Genomic DNA, 17,329 nt, shown 5'->3' with positions numbered 1-17,329 from the left:
TTAAATTTGGTTTTTTTAAAAGCTAAATAACTATGTATTATTATTAAAATAAAAATCTAGAGAGATTACAACTAATTTCTTTAGTTGTTCAGCAGAGCATTGAAACTCTGTAGCAATTATTTCCTAGTTTTCGGAATTTAGCCAGATGAAAATTAAGTAGGTAAAATTTAAACTAAGCGTCACCTTAAAAATAAAATACAAGTTAATTTACGGAATACTCAATAGGTAATAAATAATTAATTACCTGTATTGTTTTTATCATTTATTGGCTTAAATGTTATTTAACTAACTAAGATAAATTTTTCAAAAAATAGCGCTAATTAGAGAAAGTTGAGTTAATCTTGGAAACTAGCAATTGTTAAGAATATACGTTGCTACTGGGTGGCAACATTGGAGATTCGCTCTGGTCTCTATGTAATCAAACCAGCAAGTAAAATGATTACCAGAGAATATGCAAGAAGGAAGCTTTATTTGGAGTCATCTAGAAAAACAGCATCGCACGGTTGGCAAATGGATTGATTGGGTATGGCTAATAGTATTGCTGTTGGCGGCAATGTTACTATTTAGCATCAATCTGGGAGGATTGCCGTTGCGAGATTGGGATGAAGGGACTGTGGCACAGGTTGCTCGTGAAATTTGGCACGCACCAGCAGGTTCAATGCGTTGGCTTTACCCAACGCTAGGAGGCGAACCATACTATAACAAGCCGCCTTTGATGCATTTACTAATTGCTTGGGCTTATTCTCTAGGAGGCGAAAATGAGTTGACAACGCGCCTACCTGGAGCAATTTTAACAGCGACATCTGTACCTTTACTGTATTGCATTGCTAGAGAGATATTTCGCCAGCGTTGGGCTGCTATTTATAGCGCCTTGATTTATCTAACAATGCTACCTGTGGTGCGTCATGGGCGGTTGGCAATGTTGGATGGGGCGATGGTAAGTTTTTTGATGGTGATGATGTTGTGCGTGTTGCGATCGCGCCGAGATTTACGTTATTGCCTGGGTGTTGGTATTAGTTTTGGGTTGATTTGCCTGACTCAAGGACTGCTAGGCGTATTACTAGGTGCGATCGCGATCGTATTTCTGTTTTGGGATACGCCACGATTGCTCACCTGTTACTATCTGTGGATAGCAATCTTCATTGGCATTCTGCCTGTAGCTGGTTGGTATAGTGCCCAACTAATTCACTATGGTTACACTTTCGCTCAGATTGGCCTTGTAAACCCATCACTAGGCCGAATTGGCTCATTTGTAGAGGGTAATTCTGAACCACCTTGGTACTATGTGATTGAACTTCTTAAGTACACATGGCCGTGGTTATTATTCTTACCGCAAACTATCCGCTTAACCTGGGAAAATCGCAATCTTAGCTGGGCAAAACTAGTAATGGCGTGGAGTGGTGTTTATCTGCTGGTAATTTCCTTCATGATTACCAAAGTTCCCTGGTATTTATTCCCGATTTACCCAAGTTTAGCCTTAGCTTTTGGCATCCAGTTATCAGAGACGGAAAATTCGCCTTTACTCTCATCCTATCCCCGTGCTTGGGTCGCTGGTTTGGCGATACTTGCTGTAGTCGCTTCTGCTGGTAGCATTTATTTTAGTTGGGGTACGACACCGAAAACAGACTTACAACTGATTTTTGCCGCGATAGCTTTAACAATGACCTTGGCAGCTATTTTGGCAGAACGAGGCGACGGGCAATTTCTAAAGATTTTGTTTTGGGGAAGTTATATTTCGCTGCTGCTGTTAATGAAATCTAACTACTGGGTTTGGGAATTATCTGAAGCCTATCCAGTTAAACCAGTCGCTGCGATGATCGTGCGGGCAAATCCAGCTACGAAGAAGATTTACACATCTTTTCCCTACTCTCGTCCCTCGTTGGATTATTATAGCGATCGCACGATTATTCCCGCTTCTGTTGGTGAACTGCAATATTATTGGCACTACAACGGCCAACCCTACTTTCTCCTTCATGTATCTGCTTTCAACAATCTCCAACTAGAGTCGATGAAGCTAATTGACCAAGCTGAAGGCTGGAAGTTAATTACAAAAGATACTAATCGATTGTAGAAAATCATCATTAACATTCCAAGGGAATGCATTGTTAATGCAAGCCGACGCATTAACAATGCGGGGTATTGCCTTTAATTAATTCGCTACGAATTAATCAAATGCTGTACTAAGGAATCATCGCTACCTTAATAACCTGACGCGCCTTCATCTCACAAAACACCTGTTCTAAATCTTTTAATGGCCGCTGTTCACTAATAAGTAACTCAAAGGGAATTTTGCGACTAGCGATCAGTGCCAGCGCCTCCCGCACATATTCTGGTGTATTATGAAACACGCCTTTAATAGTAAGTTCGCTGTAGTGTAGCTGTTCTGTATTCACGGTAATGCTGGTATCCCGTGGACATCCACCGAATAAGTTGACTGTTGCACCAGGACGGGTGCAGGCGATCGCAGTTTCCCAAACACTTGGTACACCAGTTGCTTCAATCACTACATCTGCGCCCCATCCTTGAGTAAGTTCTTTCACCACACTGGGAATATCCGGGATTTGATGATAATTAAAGGTCTGGGTTGCACCCAATTTCTGACCAATTTCTAGCCTGTGGTTATTACCTCCCCACAGCAACACCTCAGCTTTCCCACTCAAGACCGCCACAAACATCAGCCCAATCGCCCCATCTCCTAAGACGACTACTTGATCTTTGGCTTTGATATTAGAACGGGCTACACCATGTAACACACAAGCTAAGGGTTCTGTCATCGCTGCCAATTCCCACGGCAACTCATCGGGAATTTGTAACAAATTATGCTGTACTATAGCTGCGGGAATTTTCATGTATTCCGCAAAAGTTCCATTATTCCAGGTAAGATTCGGACATAATGAATACTCTTGGCGTTGACAAAAAAAGCAATGGCAGCATGGAGCGGAATTATTAGCGACGATGCGATCGCCCACTTGCCAACCGGTCACACCTGCACCCAAGGCAACAATTCGTCCAGCAGCTTCGTGACCAAATAGCGTCGGCGGTATCAGCATCTTGGCATGACCACCACGCCGCCAAACTTTCAAATCTGTACCACAAGTTGTTGCTACCCCCACCTGGATCACAACTTCGCCAGCCGCCGGAGTGGGGTCAGCAACTTTCTCTAAGCGTAAATCTTCTTGACCATAAAGTAATGCTGCTAACAAAGCTTTAAACCTATCAATTAGCTCCATCCGATTTTATCAGTTGAAGATAGTTAATAGGTTTAAACAAATTAGTCTTGATTTCTAGTAGGCTTTTATTAATCTCAAATGCCGTAAAACTAGGAATTCACCACTGGCTGAGGAACCACTCCGGTGTTCCGGGTTTCCACATTAGGCAAGCGAGTAACAGTTAATAGCGGTACTTCTTGTCGGCACGACAGGCAAAACCAATATAGTTCACCATGACGGGCATGACGCAGCAGGGAACCACCGCAACATGGGCAGGTGTTGGCTCTCGTACTCATACTAATGTTCTCCTTAAAAAAAGTTATTGTTTAAGCTGGATAAAAAAGCAATTGATTAAAACTGGATGTTAGCTGCATGAATCCGGCCATTCGATTCTATGCGGTCTTTAATAACTTGTCTGTAAACAGCTTCATATCCGTTAACCATTTGGCTAACGCTAAAGTTGTTTTCTACATATTCTCGACAGGTTTCACGATTGAGTTCCAAAGCTAGTGGAATCATTGCCGCCATTTCTGCATAGCTTTTGCAGATAAAACCTGTTTTATCGTGGGCAATTACCTCAGGTACGGAGCCTAAATTCATGGCAATTACTGGTGTACCAGTTGCCATTGATTCAATCATTACTAAGCCAAAAGGTTCTTGCCAGCTAATGGGGAAAAGAGTTATGGCAGCATTGCCCAGAAGTTCAGCCTTTTCGGCGTGGTTAATTTCGCCTAGATATTCGATTTGCTGACCATCTATATAGGGGGCAATCTCTTGTTCAAAAAACTTAGAGTCTACTAAATCAACCTTTCCTGCCATCTTCAAGCGCCAACCACTCTGCTTTGCAATAGCGATCGCATGTTGTGGCCCTTTCTCTGGCGAAAAACGACCTAAAAATGCCAAATATGGAGGTTCTGACGGTTGAGCTACGAATGGGTAATCTGCTAGCTCAATGCCGTTATAAACCGTGCCAATATAATTAAGATCGATTTGACGCTGTGAGTTACTAATGCTGACGTATGGTTGCTTTTGGTGGTAGCTAAATGCGTGACGGTTGTCTTTTGTAAAATTACCGTGCAGGGTGTGCACTGTAGAAGTTACTGTTATCAAACTCGCTAAAGGTAATGCCGAAATCCCTAAATGAGAATGGATAATATCGAATTGGGCAGCACCTTGATAAACTTCGCTCAGTTCCAGCATTTCGTACACTGCATACTCTTTGACATTTGGGTCTAAGCGCAATGCACACGGATAAACTGCTTTTAAATGAGCCAAAGTTTGAGAATCGCCAGAGGCAAACAAAGTTACCTCATGACCGCGACGAACAAGTTCATCGGTCAAGCGACTCACTACCAGTTCTATTCCTCCATAATTAGGAGGTGGAACCCTTTCCCATAAGGGGGCGACTTGAGCGATTTTCATAAGTTTTTTCGGTTCACTCTATGAAATTGTTCTCAATATAATGAGTTGCGTCATTATTGTATGAGAACAGAGCATTTGTACTTACTCTTTTGACATTTAAATTAACCTAACAGGCTACCAAAAGCGTAATAACGGTTAACCGTACCGCAAATTTTCTCCCGACAAATCGTAAGGACTATCGGCAAAAGTCAACACTGAGCTATACTTCTAGCCTAGAGCCAATCAATTAATTGTTGCATCTGTCTTGGGGATCATAATGAAGTAGAATGTTTTGTAGCAGAACTTACCAAATTGAATATTTTGTAGTTGACAACACTAAAATACTCAATGGGATCAAGTGATTAAAGCTTCGTTTAAATGCAATTGGGAAATGGAACAGAAATTATAAATGTTAAATAATTGTACAAAGATTACATAATTTGTAATTAGTAATTTATAAAAACTCTGATAACTAACTAATGAAAATCGCTACTTGGAACGTCAACTCAATTCGCACTCGCCTTGAACAGGTTACCGACTGGTTAACCCTGAATCCCGTTGATGTTCTCTGCTTGCAAGAAATCAAAGTTGTGGATGCGGAGTTTCCGCGATCGCCTTTTGAGCAGTTAGGCTATAACCTTTATATATCAGGACAAAAATCTTATAACGGCGTAGCCCTGATTAGCCGCCAGCCACTCCTAGACGTAAGTAGCGGCTTGAGGGCGATTTTGCCAGATTTACATCCCGAATGGGATGACCAAAAGCGGGTGATTACAGGTGTAATTGATGGTGTTCGGATTGTGAACTTATATGTTCCCAATGGCGCAGCAGTAGGAACTGAAAAATATGAATATAAACTGCGCTGGTTGACAGCGCTACGCGAGTATTTGCGATTGCTCGTGCTGTCACAACCTGCAATTTGTGTGTGCGGAGACTTCAACATCGCACTGGAAGACAAGGATATTCACGAGCAAGTGAGTACAGAAAATCATATTATGGCAACAGATATAGAGCGCCAAGCCTTACGGGATATTCTGACACTGGGATTTGCCGATGCTTTTCGCAAATTCACCACAGAAGGCGGAAATTATAGCTGGTGGGATTATCGCGCCGCTGCCTTCCGTCGCAACTTAGGTTGGCGGATTGACCATCACTATCTTACACCCATGCTATATGAGCGTGCTAAAAGTTGCATCATTGATGTCGCACCCAGGAAATTAACCCAACCTAGCGATCATGTGCCAGTAATTGTGGAATTTTAAATGGGGCTGCTAAGTTTTTAAAAAAACCTAACCAAGAAAAACTTTCTAAGCTACGAAAAATCAAGCTTTTTCAGTCCCTATTTCTATTTTCGTTCACATCTGGGCTGAATGCCATAAACAGCTTGCTCCTTTACTGATCAAATAAAAGCATTCCCTAACTCAGTGCCAAGTGTAGCCAGAACAACATCTTTAGCGTGTTCGGCAGCACTACGAGCACTCTCAGCCAAAATTGTATCTGTGTTAGGCGTTAGTTTGGGGGCTGATACTAGGTAGCCTAAACACTTTAGATAGTTATCTGTAAGGTTTAACAGTGAGAGACGTTTGATTGTGGCACCATCACCACTGTGGAAGGCTTCTATAGCTTGTTTTTGTTGCTCTGTAGCTGGTTCACCCAATACATTCAGAATGGCTTCTACAGCTGCTTGAACACGCTCAACAGTTATATCTGTGTTGACGGTTGTAACCATTGCTTCAACTCCTAATGATATGATCGGTTTGTTTAAGTAAATCGGTGCAATCAAACCAAACTGTGTGAAGAAAAGTAAATAAGGCTCAAACTCTTTCTCACCCTGCTCCCTGCTCCCTGCCCCCTGCCTTATCCCAACAATAATTATTTACGCCGACCTATTTATCTCGGTCGAACTGCGGCAAATAGATAGTCGAAAAAACCAAGGGGAAGTTGTAGGAGCAGGCAATACAGCCTTTTTTCTCCAGGCTATAAGTCTATCTACAAACGGTCGCACTATTTTTATTCTATAAGTGCGGTTAAGATTTGCTATGCAATTAACTACCTTCCCCCAGAACTGAGGTGAAGAAAGCGATCACCCTCATCCACGTTGACTAATACCATTAAATGTTGCCACAGCGATAGTCAGTAGACCGAAAACTTTTGCGTTAGCGAACGGTGAGCTTTCCTACGGAACGCTCACCGTACTCTACGGAGAAGCAAGCTATGCGTAGCGTCTCGTAGAGAAGGTATCGTTCTGAGGAACAAACTAAAAATCAGATTGGCGATCGCAATTATTAATGCAAGATATCCGATAATTTAAAAATTATTCAATCCCCGTCAATCAATTTAGCGGGTAATATATATCCTTAGAATTGGGATTAAGATAGGGACGCTGCAAGTCGATTGTATGGCGTGTAAAGTGTTGGTCAATAACCCTCATCCGTTCCTCCATCGCATTTTTACCTTTTTGCCAAGCTTCTAATAAAGCATTAGCGACAATTTGGCAACGGTTCATCCCAAAACTTTCTTGTGCTGCAAATTTTTGGGTTGGTTCCTCGGCTAAACCTAACCCTGGTGCTAAAAATTTTGTAAATAAGGGAATTTCGGGTTGGAAATGCGATTGATTTTCTGGATAAACAGCCTGAAGGATTGTGCGAATTGCTGGATAGTTGGGGAGTTCAAAGTAGAGTAGCCCCGAATCATAGCGTCCGTATGCACAGGGATTGTGAAGAACCTGAAAGCTAAAGGGAATCGAGGCTGCATTCAATTGTAGTGTCAGGCTTTCCATGAGAGCGATCGCACCAGATGCCCTAAAGTTAAAGTAAATTCGCCCTGCTCCTAAATCAGCATCGGGGTTGCTCTGGCGTTCCTGTCCGACATTACTAACTGCCAAGTAACAGCCATTTTGCAGTCGATTTTTGGGCATCCAGATTGCTACCATATCACCCACTTTGGTAGATTTCTTACTGGATTCTAGATGGCAGTCTGGCTCAACATAAAGTGTTAAACCGCCTTTAGTTACCGCCATAGTGCCATCAGGTTCTTTCCGCAACACCTGCCATCGAGGGTCAAAGTAACCTATGCCGTGATTACTGGCGTGCAGATGTTCGTAAAAGTTCCAATCAATTTCTAAGGTGGAATTATCTGCTAAATTCTGCTTTGGCGGGTGATTAGTACTATCAGTATTGACTGCTAAAGTACTTTGTAGAGAGCCATTATAATAGATCCCATAAAGAAAGTTTCGCAGTAAGAGCGTGAGATATTTATGTTGTAAATCTGCCGAGTTTTGCTGAAATCTGTCGGCTACTTTAGTCGGCAGAGCAAAGGGTTGATAATTGGGATGGTAAATACAAAAATTTGACTCAATCTGGATATTTTTAGCAATGTCGAATAGAGAAGTTAGCGGTTGATTGATAGAGGAATTTAGCATTAATCCATTTAGAACTCAAACTGGAAAATCTAAAATTATGAAACCCCTCTGGGGGAAAAATTATCGAAAAATTATGATAGGAGAATACGCAGAACAATTCAAAATGTCTAATTGAAGTTATCTGGCTTTTAAATTGTTCTGCTCCCTGCCATTAACAACCACGAAGCCGAGTTTTTTCGTAATAAATCCGAAGTAGCTGCGGCTCTTTTACAGGCTGAGGAAGTTTATGGATTTTTGCCACAGGATTCAGAATTTCTGACTCTGATATCCCGAAAATAGTCAGTACAGCTTGCTGCGGCATAGTGAGTAAACTTTTAGCCACTTGCAGCATACAGATGTCAGCATTATTAAAGGATTTCTGCCAGGTAATCATCTCCTGAATTTGATGAATCAGTGCCAGCCCCGCAAACTGGATAACGCGCAAAATAAAGTCACTGCGGTATTCTAAAATCATAGGGAAAGCATTTAGATAAGCCCGAATTAGGGCAATGATTGAAGGTTGTAAACTCTCTAACGGTGTCAACGCCAGATGTAGAGATTCTTCTAACTCAATAGTGGGGTCTACTACCAGACTCTTGAGCCAAATTCCTAAATAGCTTGCTAATAAAGTTCCTAAATCAAAAGCTGGATCTCCCCAAGCACAAGCTTCCCAATCAATTAGTCGTACTAAGCAATTATCTAGTTTCTCCCACCTGGAATGAACCAAAATGTTGTTCAATTTCAGGTCGTTGTGAGTCAAGCAGCAAGGATTCCAGTTATATGCCAAATCAGCGATCGCTGATTCCAAACTCTCCGACTGCTGGTAGAGTAGATAGAATTTCAGCGCATCCGTGGGAACAGTTCCAAAAATCTCCGGCCCAATTGACTCTACCCCTTGGGCTGGATTGTAAAAGCCATAGCGAAACTCTCCTTGGGGAGCAGTTGCCATAAAATCCCTATATTCTCGGCGGTTGTAGGTTGCGCGATGTAGTCCCGCCAAAGTAGTGCCGATCGCAGTGGCAATTTCTTGTGGAAAAATATCATTGTTGTGGTAGAATGTCGCAAGCTCACGATATTCACTTAAGTAGGTGCGGACAAGGATAGAATTTTCTTCGTCAAAATGCACTACCAATGGTGCGTAGTCTACCGCCGTAGGCATCGCGGAAATATTGCCAAGAACTGGAAACTGCTGGAGCAACTGGTGAAACAGCCACTCCTGAAACAATTCATGGGGCGCGGCGTCATTGTTTTTAACGTTACGTTCTTGTTTAATGAGCAGTTTCCGATTATCTGCTAGAGTCACTAGTAAATCGAAATTGTTCTTACTACTTCCTGGCAACTCAGATTTATCTGATGCGTCATCTTCTGAGCTACACAGCCCCGCGTCTTGCAGATACTGGATAACGTTATGAGAAGACAGTGATAATACCATGTATTATTTCCTACTTCATTAAATTACTTCAACTTATCTGTGTCGGTATTTGCTTGTACTTAGCAGTTGTCGGTAGATAGTGAATAACAATAAAGATTTGTACAATCTACTAATATCCCATCTTTCCGATAAAAACCTGCCAAAATGGCACCAAGTCCTTTACAATTGCTTTAAAATTTCCTCTTAGATACCCTGACATCTTTACACTTTATTAGCATAGTTACTTAGATACATCTAGAGCAAGTTTTGTGGTAGAGCCTTTTGATGTAGCTGTATCTCCTTTTTTTGTGGCAAAAAAGCATCTCCAGCAAAAAAATTGATTGGCGGCAGATGTTGTTTAATGTTCAGTAGTCATCCTGAAAGCAGCGAAGAATTTCAGTAATCCTTCGCGTTAGCAAGCATGACATTCAAGGCTATTATTTTTATTTATCATCACAAAGCCAAAAAAACCGGAATTTTTAGGCAATTAGTAATTATTTTTTTCTTTAATTTTCCGAATTGATGTCTGGAAACCTTGTTATCACCTCATTTGTGTTACCTACGTATTGTAGATGACTATAGGCGATCGCAGGCAACGGTTACATGAGTGCATCTTATGGGAATGTACTTTTGTCAAGTATGTTAAGGGACTTCCAAATAAAAAACCTCTAAGAGGTTTTACTACGTAAAACGTCCCTCTCCGAGTCGGAGAGGGAAAGAGTTGAAGGAAAGTTCAAGGTTGGGAGATTGGCATTGTCAGCCAAAAAAGGATGAAGGATGTATATGTTAAAACTAGGGCTATTAGAGGTAAAGCTGTAAACAATGATTTGCTTTCTCGCATTTCCATCGATCCGAACATTTGTTTCGGTAAACCGTACATTCGCGGACACCGTATTTGGGTTTCACTAATTTTGGATTATTTAGCTGGTGGTACAACAATTGAAGAAGTTATTGAAGGTTATCCAAGTATAGAAAGAGAAGATGTGTTGGCTTGTATCGCCTAAGGTGCAGAGATGGCGCGGGATATTTTTGTAGAACTTCCTTTGACAAAAAAAATGTTGCAAGTGCGTGAAGTTAAAGCTGGATGAAAATATCGACTCGCGCGTTGTAACTTTATGATTTTACTATAGTCTTTAACCTTTTCCACAGTCACAAATTACGCTACAATTTTTAACCCCTGTTAGTTCTGTACGCTCCCCACATCTATCGTGAAACACTATCAACAACAACTCAACGCCTTCCCCAGCGACTATCTAAATAACTTGTGGGGAGAAATCCAAGCTTGTCCTTACTTTGCTATCAACAACCTCAACCGCGATTTTGTCGCCACCAAAGGATTTTCCGTAGTATTTCAGCGTTCTGGATTACCAAAGGTAGAGCAGCAGTTTCCCTACTTCAAGCCTTACCTTGATTTGGCTCTCCAGCCGAATTGTAATGCTTTTTACCTCAATCCTTTACAGCTAAAGGAAGGCTCCCGTGTCGATCCGCATATCGATCGCTCCTTGCGTTCCTACTCCAAAACCATTGAACCGCCCGCGGTTGTCAGTGTCCTCTATGTGCGAGTACCTGCGGATATGGAAGGGGGAGAACTGATATTGCGATCGCATAAACGCCAACTTGGGCAAATTAAGCCCCAAATCAATACTTTACTTTATTTTCAAGGTGATTTAACCCATTCGGTTAACGCTGTTAAAACTCCGGGAAATCGTTTAAGTTTAGTTTGTGAGCAGTATAGTTTGAGTGAAGCTGAACTCCGGGAAATACCTGAGTTCACTGTAGAGTCAAGAAGCACTCAGTCTACAACCAAAAAGAGAAAGTATGCCTCATAGTTTAGTGTTGAATTTGCTACCTCAAGCGCCTGTTCCGCCACAGTTTCTTACTGGTAGACATCTCCACGCCCTATTTTTAACCCTCATCAGTTCTGTAGATACCACATTGGGCGATCGCTTGCACGATTCCACTGCTGATAAAGCTTTCACCCTTTCTCCCTTACAAATTAGTAATACAAACTCCCCTCTTTGAAAGGGGAGCCAGTACGCCCTTGCGGTTAAGAGACTTGTACCCCTCCGGGGAAGCAAGCTACGCGTAGCGTCTCCCTTAGGGACTTCCAAGAAATAAATTATCCAATTTCACCGAATCAAAACGACTTTCTCTCCCCCTGCTAAGAGCTCCCTGCCCCCTGCCCTAAAAGCGATGGGATATTTTTTTATTTGGAAGTCCCTTAAGAGTCAGAGACTCTTGACGAGGCAATCTCTGAAGGACTTATCTAGACAGGCTTTCACGTTAAGTTGACACCTATGGGCACTGCCGCCTCTTCACCTTGCAATATAATGTTGTACCGCATCTGAATGGGAATCGCTATAGCAGAGTTTTAAGTTTCACGCAGAGGCACCCAAACGCAAAAAGTTTTTAAAGTTTGTTGTCCACGAGTATCAAAGACTCGTTAACGAGTATCAAAGGTAGATGAACGAGTATCAAACACTCGTCAACGGACTTCTGAACCTCATCCACGAATCTCAAAAACTCGACAATTAATTACGAATTAGTTTAACTCCGTTGCCAAATTTTAATTGTCTTATCCAAACTCCCGCTAACCAACATTTCGCCGGAAGCTGTGAAAGCTAATGCTGTGACTATATTCCCATGACCTGTAAACGTACCCAGCAATTCCCCGGTTTGTAGATGCCATAACTTGATGGTTTTATCAGCACTACCGCTGGCAATAATTTGTCCATCGGGACTTAAAGCGATCGCATATACTCTATCTCTATGTCCTTTCAGAGTATGAAGTAATTCCCCAGTCTCCAATTGCCAAATTTTAATCGTTTGATCCCAGCTACCACTCACGAGCAGTTTAGCATCTGCACTGATTGCTAAGGACCGAACGATGTGAGAATGACCCATGAGGGTATGCAGTGGTTGTGCGTCCTTTAAACTTTTAATCCCCGTCTTCGGTAAGGTGCGCCAGACTTTGATTTTGCGGTAGCTACCTGTAACCAGAGTTTCCCCGTCTCGACTTAAAACCAGGGAATGAGCAGCTGTATCATCTAAAGACAGGGCGATCGCAACCTGACGTTGCATCAAATCCCAAAACAGAATTTTTCTGTCATCTCCGCCAGTAGCTAACATTCTGCCATCTGGGGTGAAGGCAGCACACCGCACTACCCCATTATGTTTGTGCAAAATATCTATCAAATCTAGTGCGCCTACATGCCAAAGCTTAATTGTGGAATCTGCACCACAACTCACTAAAGTCTGCCCATCTGAACTAAAGGCGAGGGAATTCACTTCATCCACCAGCCCAGATATCACCCAAGGATACTCTGACAATGTATCTATTAATTCACCCTTGCTTAAATCCCAGAGCTTCGTCTCTCCCCGACTCCCGCTTGCCAATATGGGTAAGGCTTTGCCATTATTACACGCAAAACTGAAAGCCAAGCAATTAATCCCTCTGTTGTGCCCTTGCAAAGTCTGCCAGCATTCCCAGTCACCGACTATACCCTTGAGGCAATGCTCTGATGGTAGAGTCTGTATTGTATCTGCGATCGCTCTCTCATTAATTACTGGCGACGTGTCTTTTTTACCCATAAGTGATTCTAAATACCAACTCAACCCCCCCGCGTATAACAAATTACTCGGAGTGACATACAGTTTTGGTTCAGAAAATTCAAGTTCATTTGTAGGTAAAAAACCTGTAATTATGCTTTGTCTTTCGTAACCTAAATTACCTGTAGATGGATAAAACAAACAGAGAAAAATTAATACTTGGTGATTTTTTAAATCTTCTTGAGTAACTGACCACTTAATTTTGTCTTTCTTAATACCATTAAAACTTTCTCCATCAGCAACGTAAACTTGAACACTTAGCTGAGGATGATCTTTGATCGTATAAGGAAATTTACTTTCGCCACCCAAATTTCCCTCATCATCTAAAATCATGTTTTGCAAAGTATCTTGTGACACCTTTTTTACTAACTTGCCCAAGCGTTCAGTTATTACTCTGTCAACAATATGCTCCCGTAAAAGATAATCTTGGGCTTGTTGTTGGAAGTATTTGGGAAAAGGTATCGTCCAGTCAGGAGGCTCAGGATATTCCGGCGGCGTCGGCGGCGGATTTTTGGCGAGAACTTCTGCTTGTTGGCGAGAAAGTTCTTGGAGTCTAGCCAATGGCTCCCCCCAAAAGGCCATAACTTCAGTGTGACAACCTTTAACTTGACTTTCCAGCAAAGATAAGTCATAAGTTTTAGGTTTTTTCACACGTTGAAGGAAGTCAGTTTGTTGAGCTTTGAGTAAGCTAATCCAATCCATCTGCATTCCTGCGGAAAACTATTGCATACCTACGGTAAGCTATACCAATGCAATTACTCAAGTTTATAACCTTAGTTAATTAAAAATTCAGTAATGTTAGTAGTCTAATAAAACACAGCCATTGGCAGATGTTTGCGGCAAAGAGATAGATGAATAGCACTTAGATATTTCATTAACTGATGCAACTGAAGTATATAGAATTAGTTGATGTCCGTTAATTCTAACGGACATGGAGAACAAGATACTGTTTCCCTAGAAACAGTTCTAGCTGCAAAGGAAAGTTTAATCTAAAAGGGATTTCAAAGGTTGTAGTAACGTTAAGTCAACAAATGCCTACACAAAAATGACTTAGTAACTATGATTATCGGGGATATCATCTGAAATCGGTATAAATTGTGAAGATTAGCTAATTTTAACCTTTGCGTTTTGGTTGTCTGGGTGTAGTACTTAGATCAGAAGAGTCCCCAAAAGTATCCTTTGCTTCGATTTGTTTAATTTTCATTTGCAAGTTCAAGTCATCACTGCTAACAATTGTTTCTAAATTCGCTAATCTCCGCTCTAACAGTTCTATTTGCTGTTGTTGCAAATAGTTAGTTTTTGATTTTTGCTCATCAGAACGCCAAACAGCAACTGTACCAACAGCTGCGCCACCAATAGCAACTAAAGGAAGAATAGCACCGCTTCTAGTAACGGCTGATAGTGGGACGCAAACTCCGAGAATGGCGACTGTAATTACCCAAATTCTTGTGGTGGCAGATAATCTGACATCTTGGTATTGTTCTAGATTTGGTTGAGATTTTTTAGCCATAAGTAAACCCATTGAAAAGTTATTTGCTAGATTGCCACAATTGTTTAATAAAATACTCCCTACAATTGGGTTAAGTATAATTATTGTACTAATATTTTTAATTACCAGTAGGTAAACATAATTCAACATTAGGACTTACGCAAAAAACCTCTCAAATCATTCCTCCGTGTACTCTGTGTCTCTGTGGTTCGTTCTTTCATAACCCGTGCGTAAGTCCTGGCACATTATCATTTTTCTGTCAATGCGTAAGTTCTAGTCTCCATTCCTGAAAAACTTTTCACAATCTTGCACCCACGAACCGCCCCTTGGCATGGATGTGGCGAAAGGGATGGCATGAAGGGCTGGCTATGCCCACACAATATTTGCCTAGTTTATTGGATACCTAGATATCCAAGCAAAAAGAGAGCAAGATTCAATAACTTTAAGTTACTCAAAACAGGAAGCGGAAATGGGGGATTTGGGCGAGGGCGATCGCCACCGTCGCAATATCCCAATGCTCGGTATGAGATATAACGAGGCACAGTGATTAAAAAATTCTTCTTCTTAGTGAAGCGATCACTTTGTCTCTAAGGCTCTACTTGATTGGATAGCACAAATCCAATTATAAAACGACTCATCGCTTGTTTTCAATACAACTGAGCTAAGAAGACAAATCAATATAGAAGGGTAGAGGCGATCTAGAAGCAGTAACGACAAAGAAGACATTTACTGACAAAACAGATAACAGACAAGCGCAAGTGCAAGTCATGATACTTGAAGATTATAAAAGTTTTAAGAAAAATACAGTTATGGTTTAAACGTTAAAAGTCATTGCTAGACTGGCTTTTGCCTTAAATTCTCTATTGAGAATTTTATAAAGAAATTATAAAATACTTACTTCCAGTGCGGAAAACAGCAATCCATTGTCGTCTTACAATAAGATGAGACAAGACAATCAATTTAGTTTGTCAAGGTGAAGAATCTTCTTTACTGAGTCTTGTTATTTACTCTAGAAATTATTTTTTAGCATACATTTATGTTAGGAGGTGAAGCTTCAGGTATCTCTACTTATGAAGCCGATACAATCGATACTTTTGATATCGGACACGCTCTTGGGGTAGTAGCAGAAGGTATAAATCAAAGCAAGCTTCGTGCTAGCAAAGGCAACAAACGAGACTCAAAGGCTACTAGAGGCTCTTTAATTATTCCAGTAAACTGTCTCCCAAAAACAACCCGCTATGAATTTACTCCTCAAAATAATTTAAATTTTTATCCAGCTAACCATCGCCATTTCGATCTAGATATCAAGGATTCGGAAGAACTAGCAATTACAATCCTAAATGGTATTCGCAATCAAACTATCAAATCTACTTTTATTGCAAATGATAAAAAATACAATGTAAATTATCGGCTTATGTGGGCCATCACGTACTCGCACTGCCTTAAAATGTTTGGAGCATTGAATCACTCTAAACCGCCTACTAGTTGGGCAAATGGTAAAGACCTGACAGCATCTGAGCAAATTGAAACTCTTCAATACGTGGCAAAAGGATAAATCGAGGTCGTATAAAAATTTTGTCACCGAGATATCTATAGAAGATATCGTTAAGCTTTAAATAACGGAATTCCAGTAGTAGTGAAGGCCTACATTCAATAACAGGCAGAACGAGAATAAATCGCTATGGTGTAAGTCCTAGTGATGCTACCATCCCAGTCATACGTATATTTCAACAAGCAATTACTGGCGGACGAAATGACAGCTATCTAGTAATCTTAAAGGGAGCAAATCACTTTTCGATAGTTGATTAGCCAGATTTCACTACCGGTAGACCCTCTCTCGACTTAGAAGCTACTCAACCCCAAGAAAACTTACGTTTGCTGATAAGTGAAATTATTGGTCTATTTATTGACACTTATGTTCGCCATCAACCAGAAGCATCCCAGGAGCTTGAGCAATTATTAAATACTGCCAATCCTCTGATAAAATCCTTTGAGCGTAAGTAGTTAGGCTGATTATGACAAGTGCATCTTATATTTTTCTGGCTGGAGCAAGTCGTGGTGTTGGTCGAGAAATTGCCCAATCCCTCACAGGACAACAGCTAAAGGTCAAAGCACTCCTGAGAAAGGCAGCAGTTGCTGCTGAACTGGAAGGAATCGGTATTGAGGTAGTTCTGGGAGATGCCTTGAATGTTGGCGATGTCGAACGGGCAATCCTGACAGATGAACCTATTGACACTGTTATCAGTACAATTGGCGGTTTACCAACAGATGTAGAAAGGCCGGATTACCCTGGTAATAGAAATCTGATCGATGCAACAGTTAAAGCTGGAGTACAAAAGTTTATTCTTGTATCTTCCATTGGTGCTGGCAATAGTGTTGTTGCTGCGTCACCCCAAGTTTTAGAGGTACTGGGAAAAGTTTTAGCTGAGAAAGACAAAGCTGAACAACACTTAATTGCCAGTGGACTCACCTATACAATCATCCGTCCTGGTGGACTCAAGTCAGAACCAGCAACAGGCAATGGCGTTTTAACCGAAGATCCGCAGATTATTGGTAGCATTAATCGTGCAGATGTCGCGCAGTTAGTTGGTCGCTGTTTAAATAGCGATCGCGCCAATAATAAAATTTTATCAGCCGTAGACCGAAACATGCTGTTTGGGCAAAGAGAATTTACAGAATTTAGTTTGGGTTAGTGCCCCTAAAGCTTCTTTTGAATGCCCAATAGACATCTGGGAAAATTAATTATGCGTTCACCCAAACCCTTATAGAGACGCGAAATTTCGCGTCTCTACATTCTTTTCTGGAGATGC

15 protein-coding genes and 1 pseudogene are annotated in these 17,329 nt (G+C 41.3%); 8 read left to right on the top strand and 8 right to left on the bottom strand.

Features of this window, described 5'->3' with window-relative positions; translation table 11 throughout:
* Positions 1-451: 451 nt before the first annotated feature.
* Positions 452-2,071: an ArnT family glycosyltransferase gene (locus V7K85_RS14445; RefSeq protein ID WP_334814329.1), complete on the top strand. Its 1,620-nt coding sequence runs from the start codon at positions 452-454 to the stop codon at positions 2,069-2,071.
* Between the two features lie 109 nt (positions 2,072-2,180).
* Here the strand turns inward: V7K85_RS14445 and V7K85_RS14440 are convergent, their stop codons facing one another.
* The 3 genes from V7K85_RS14440 to V7K85_RS14430 all read right to left on the bottom strand — a co-directional run bounded on the left by V7K85_RS14440 (position 2,181) and on the right by V7K85_RS14430 (position 4,631).
* Positions 2,181-3,203 carry a zinc-dependent alcohol dehydrogenase gene (locus V7K85_RS14440; protein ID WP_334814361.1) on the bottom strand — a complete coding sequence of 341 codons (1,023 nt, stop codon included), beginning with the start codon at positions 3,201-3,203 and terminating at the stop codon, positions 2,181-2,183.
* A 116-nt stretch (positions 3,204-3,319) separates the two neighbouring features.
* Positions 3,320-3,505 carry a hypothetical protein gene (locus V7K85_RS14435; RefSeq protein WP_273765094.1) on the bottom strand — a complete coding sequence of 62 codons (186 nt, stop codon included), beginning with the start codon at positions 3,503-3,505 and terminating at the stop codon, positions 3,320-3,322.
* A 55-nt stretch (positions 3,506-3,560) separates the two neighbouring features.
* Positions 3,561-4,631, bottom strand: a complete 1,071-nt coding sequence (locus V7K85_RS14430; RefSeq protein WP_334814328.1) for a glycosyltransferase family 4 protein — start codon at positions 4,629-4,631, stop codon at positions 3,561-3,563.
* 458 nt (positions 4,632-5,089) lie between these two features.
* Here V7K85_RS14430 and xth point away from each other — a divergent pair, with 458 nt between their 5' ends.
* Positions 5,090-5,872, top strand: a complete 783-nt coding sequence (xth, locus tag V7K85_RS14425; RefSeq protein ID WP_334814327.1) for an exodeoxyribonuclease III — start codon at positions 5,090-5,092, stop codon at positions 5,870-5,872.
* A gap of 137 nt (positions 5,873-6,009) precedes the next feature.
* Here xth and V7K85_RS14420 read toward each other — a convergent pair whose 3' ends face one another.
* From V7K85_RS14420 to V7K85_RS14410, 3 genes are all read right to left on the bottom strand, one after another.
* Positions 6,010-6,339, bottom strand: a complete 330-nt coding sequence (locus tag V7K85_RS14420; protein ID WP_334814326.1) for a hypothetical protein — start codon at positions 6,337-6,339, stop codon at positions 6,010-6,012.
* A 603-nt stretch (positions 6,340-6,942) separates the two neighbouring features.
* Positions 6,943-8,031 (bottom strand): T3SS effector HopA1 family protein, encoded by a 1,089-nt coding sequence (locus V7K85_RS14415; RefSeq protein WP_334814325.1) that lies wholly within the window; start codon positions 8,029-8,031, stop codon positions 6,943-6,945.
* A gap of 151 nt (positions 8,032-8,182) precedes the next feature.
* Positions 8,183-9,442: a phosphotransferase gene (locus V7K85_RS14410; protein WP_334814324.1), complete on the bottom strand. Its 1,260-nt coding sequence runs from the start codon at positions 9,440-9,442 to the stop codon at positions 8,183-8,185.
* A gap of 749 nt (positions 9,443-10,191) precedes the next feature.
* Between V7K85_RS14410 and V7K85_RS14405 the strand changes: the two genes are divergently transcribed.
* From V7K85_RS14405 to V7K85_RS14395, 3 genes and pseudogenes are all read left to right on the top strand, one after another.
* Complete coding sequence (locus V7K85_RS14405) at positions 10,192-10,425, top strand: DUF433 domain-containing protein (RefSeq protein ID WP_334814323.1); 234 nt, start codon at positions 10,192-10,194, stop codon at positions 10,423-10,425.
* 204 nt (positions 10,426-10,629) lie between these two features.
* The gene (locus tag V7K85_RS14400; RefSeq protein WP_334814322.1) at positions 10,630-11,250 is read left to right on the top strand and encodes a 2OG-Fe(II) oxygenase; all 621 of its coding nucleotides are present in this window, start codon (positions 10,630-10,632) and stop codon (positions 11,248-11,250) included.
* Positions 11,240-11,428 (top strand): annotated as a pseudogene (locus V7K85_RS14395) (CRISPR-associated endoribonuclease Cas6); the annotation flags it as partial. The gene V7K85_RS14400 and the pseudogene V7K85_RS14395, both read left to right, overlap by 11 nt.
* A 540-nt stretch (positions 11,429-11,968) precedes the next feature.
* Here the strand turns inward: V7K85_RS14395 and V7K85_RS14390 are convergent.
* Complete coding sequence (locus tag V7K85_RS14390; protein ID WP_334814321.1) at positions 11,969-13,732, bottom strand: WD40 repeat domain-containing protein; 1,764 nt, start codon at positions 13,730-13,732, stop codon at positions 11,969-11,971.
* Between the two features lie 412 nt (positions 13,733-14,144).
* Positions 14,145-14,540 (bottom strand): hypothetical protein, encoded by a 396-nt coding sequence (locus tag V7K85_RS14385; protein ID WP_334814320.1) that lies wholly within the window; start codon positions 14,538-14,540, stop codon positions 14,145-14,147.
* Positions 14,541-15,555: 1,015 nt separating this feature from the next.
* Between V7K85_RS14385 and V7K85_RS14380 the strand changes: the two genes are divergently transcribed.
* From V7K85_RS14380 to V7K85_RS14370, 3 genes are all read left to right on the top strand, one after another.
* The gene (locus V7K85_RS14380) at positions 15,556-16,074 is read left to right on the top strand and encodes a hypothetical protein (RefSeq protein WP_334814319.1); all 519 of its coding nucleotides are present in this window, start codon (positions 15,556-15,558) and stop codon (positions 16,072-16,074) included.
* 320 nt (positions 16,075-16,394) lie between these two features.
* A complete protein-coding gene (locus V7K85_RS14375) occupies positions 16,395-16,523 on the top strand; it encodes a hypothetical protein (protein ID WP_334814318.1) in 129 nt (42 codons plus the stop codon).
* 11 nt (positions 16,524-16,534) lie between these two features.
* Positions 16,535-17,212 carry an SDR family oxidoreductase gene (locus V7K85_RS14370; protein WP_334814317.1) on the top strand — a complete coding sequence of 226 codons (678 nt, stop codon included), beginning with the start codon at positions 16,535-16,537 and terminating at the stop codon, positions 17,210-17,212.
* The last annotated feature ends 117 nt before the right edge of the window (positions 17,213-17,329 follow it).

The organism is Nostoc sp., assembly GCF_036917615.1.
GTDB lineage: Bacteria > Cyanobacteriota > Cyanobacteriia > Cyanobacteriales > Nostocaceae > Nostoc.
Note: the sequence above shows the minus strand (reverse complement) of the source record. Positions and strands in the feature narration are given on the sequence as shown.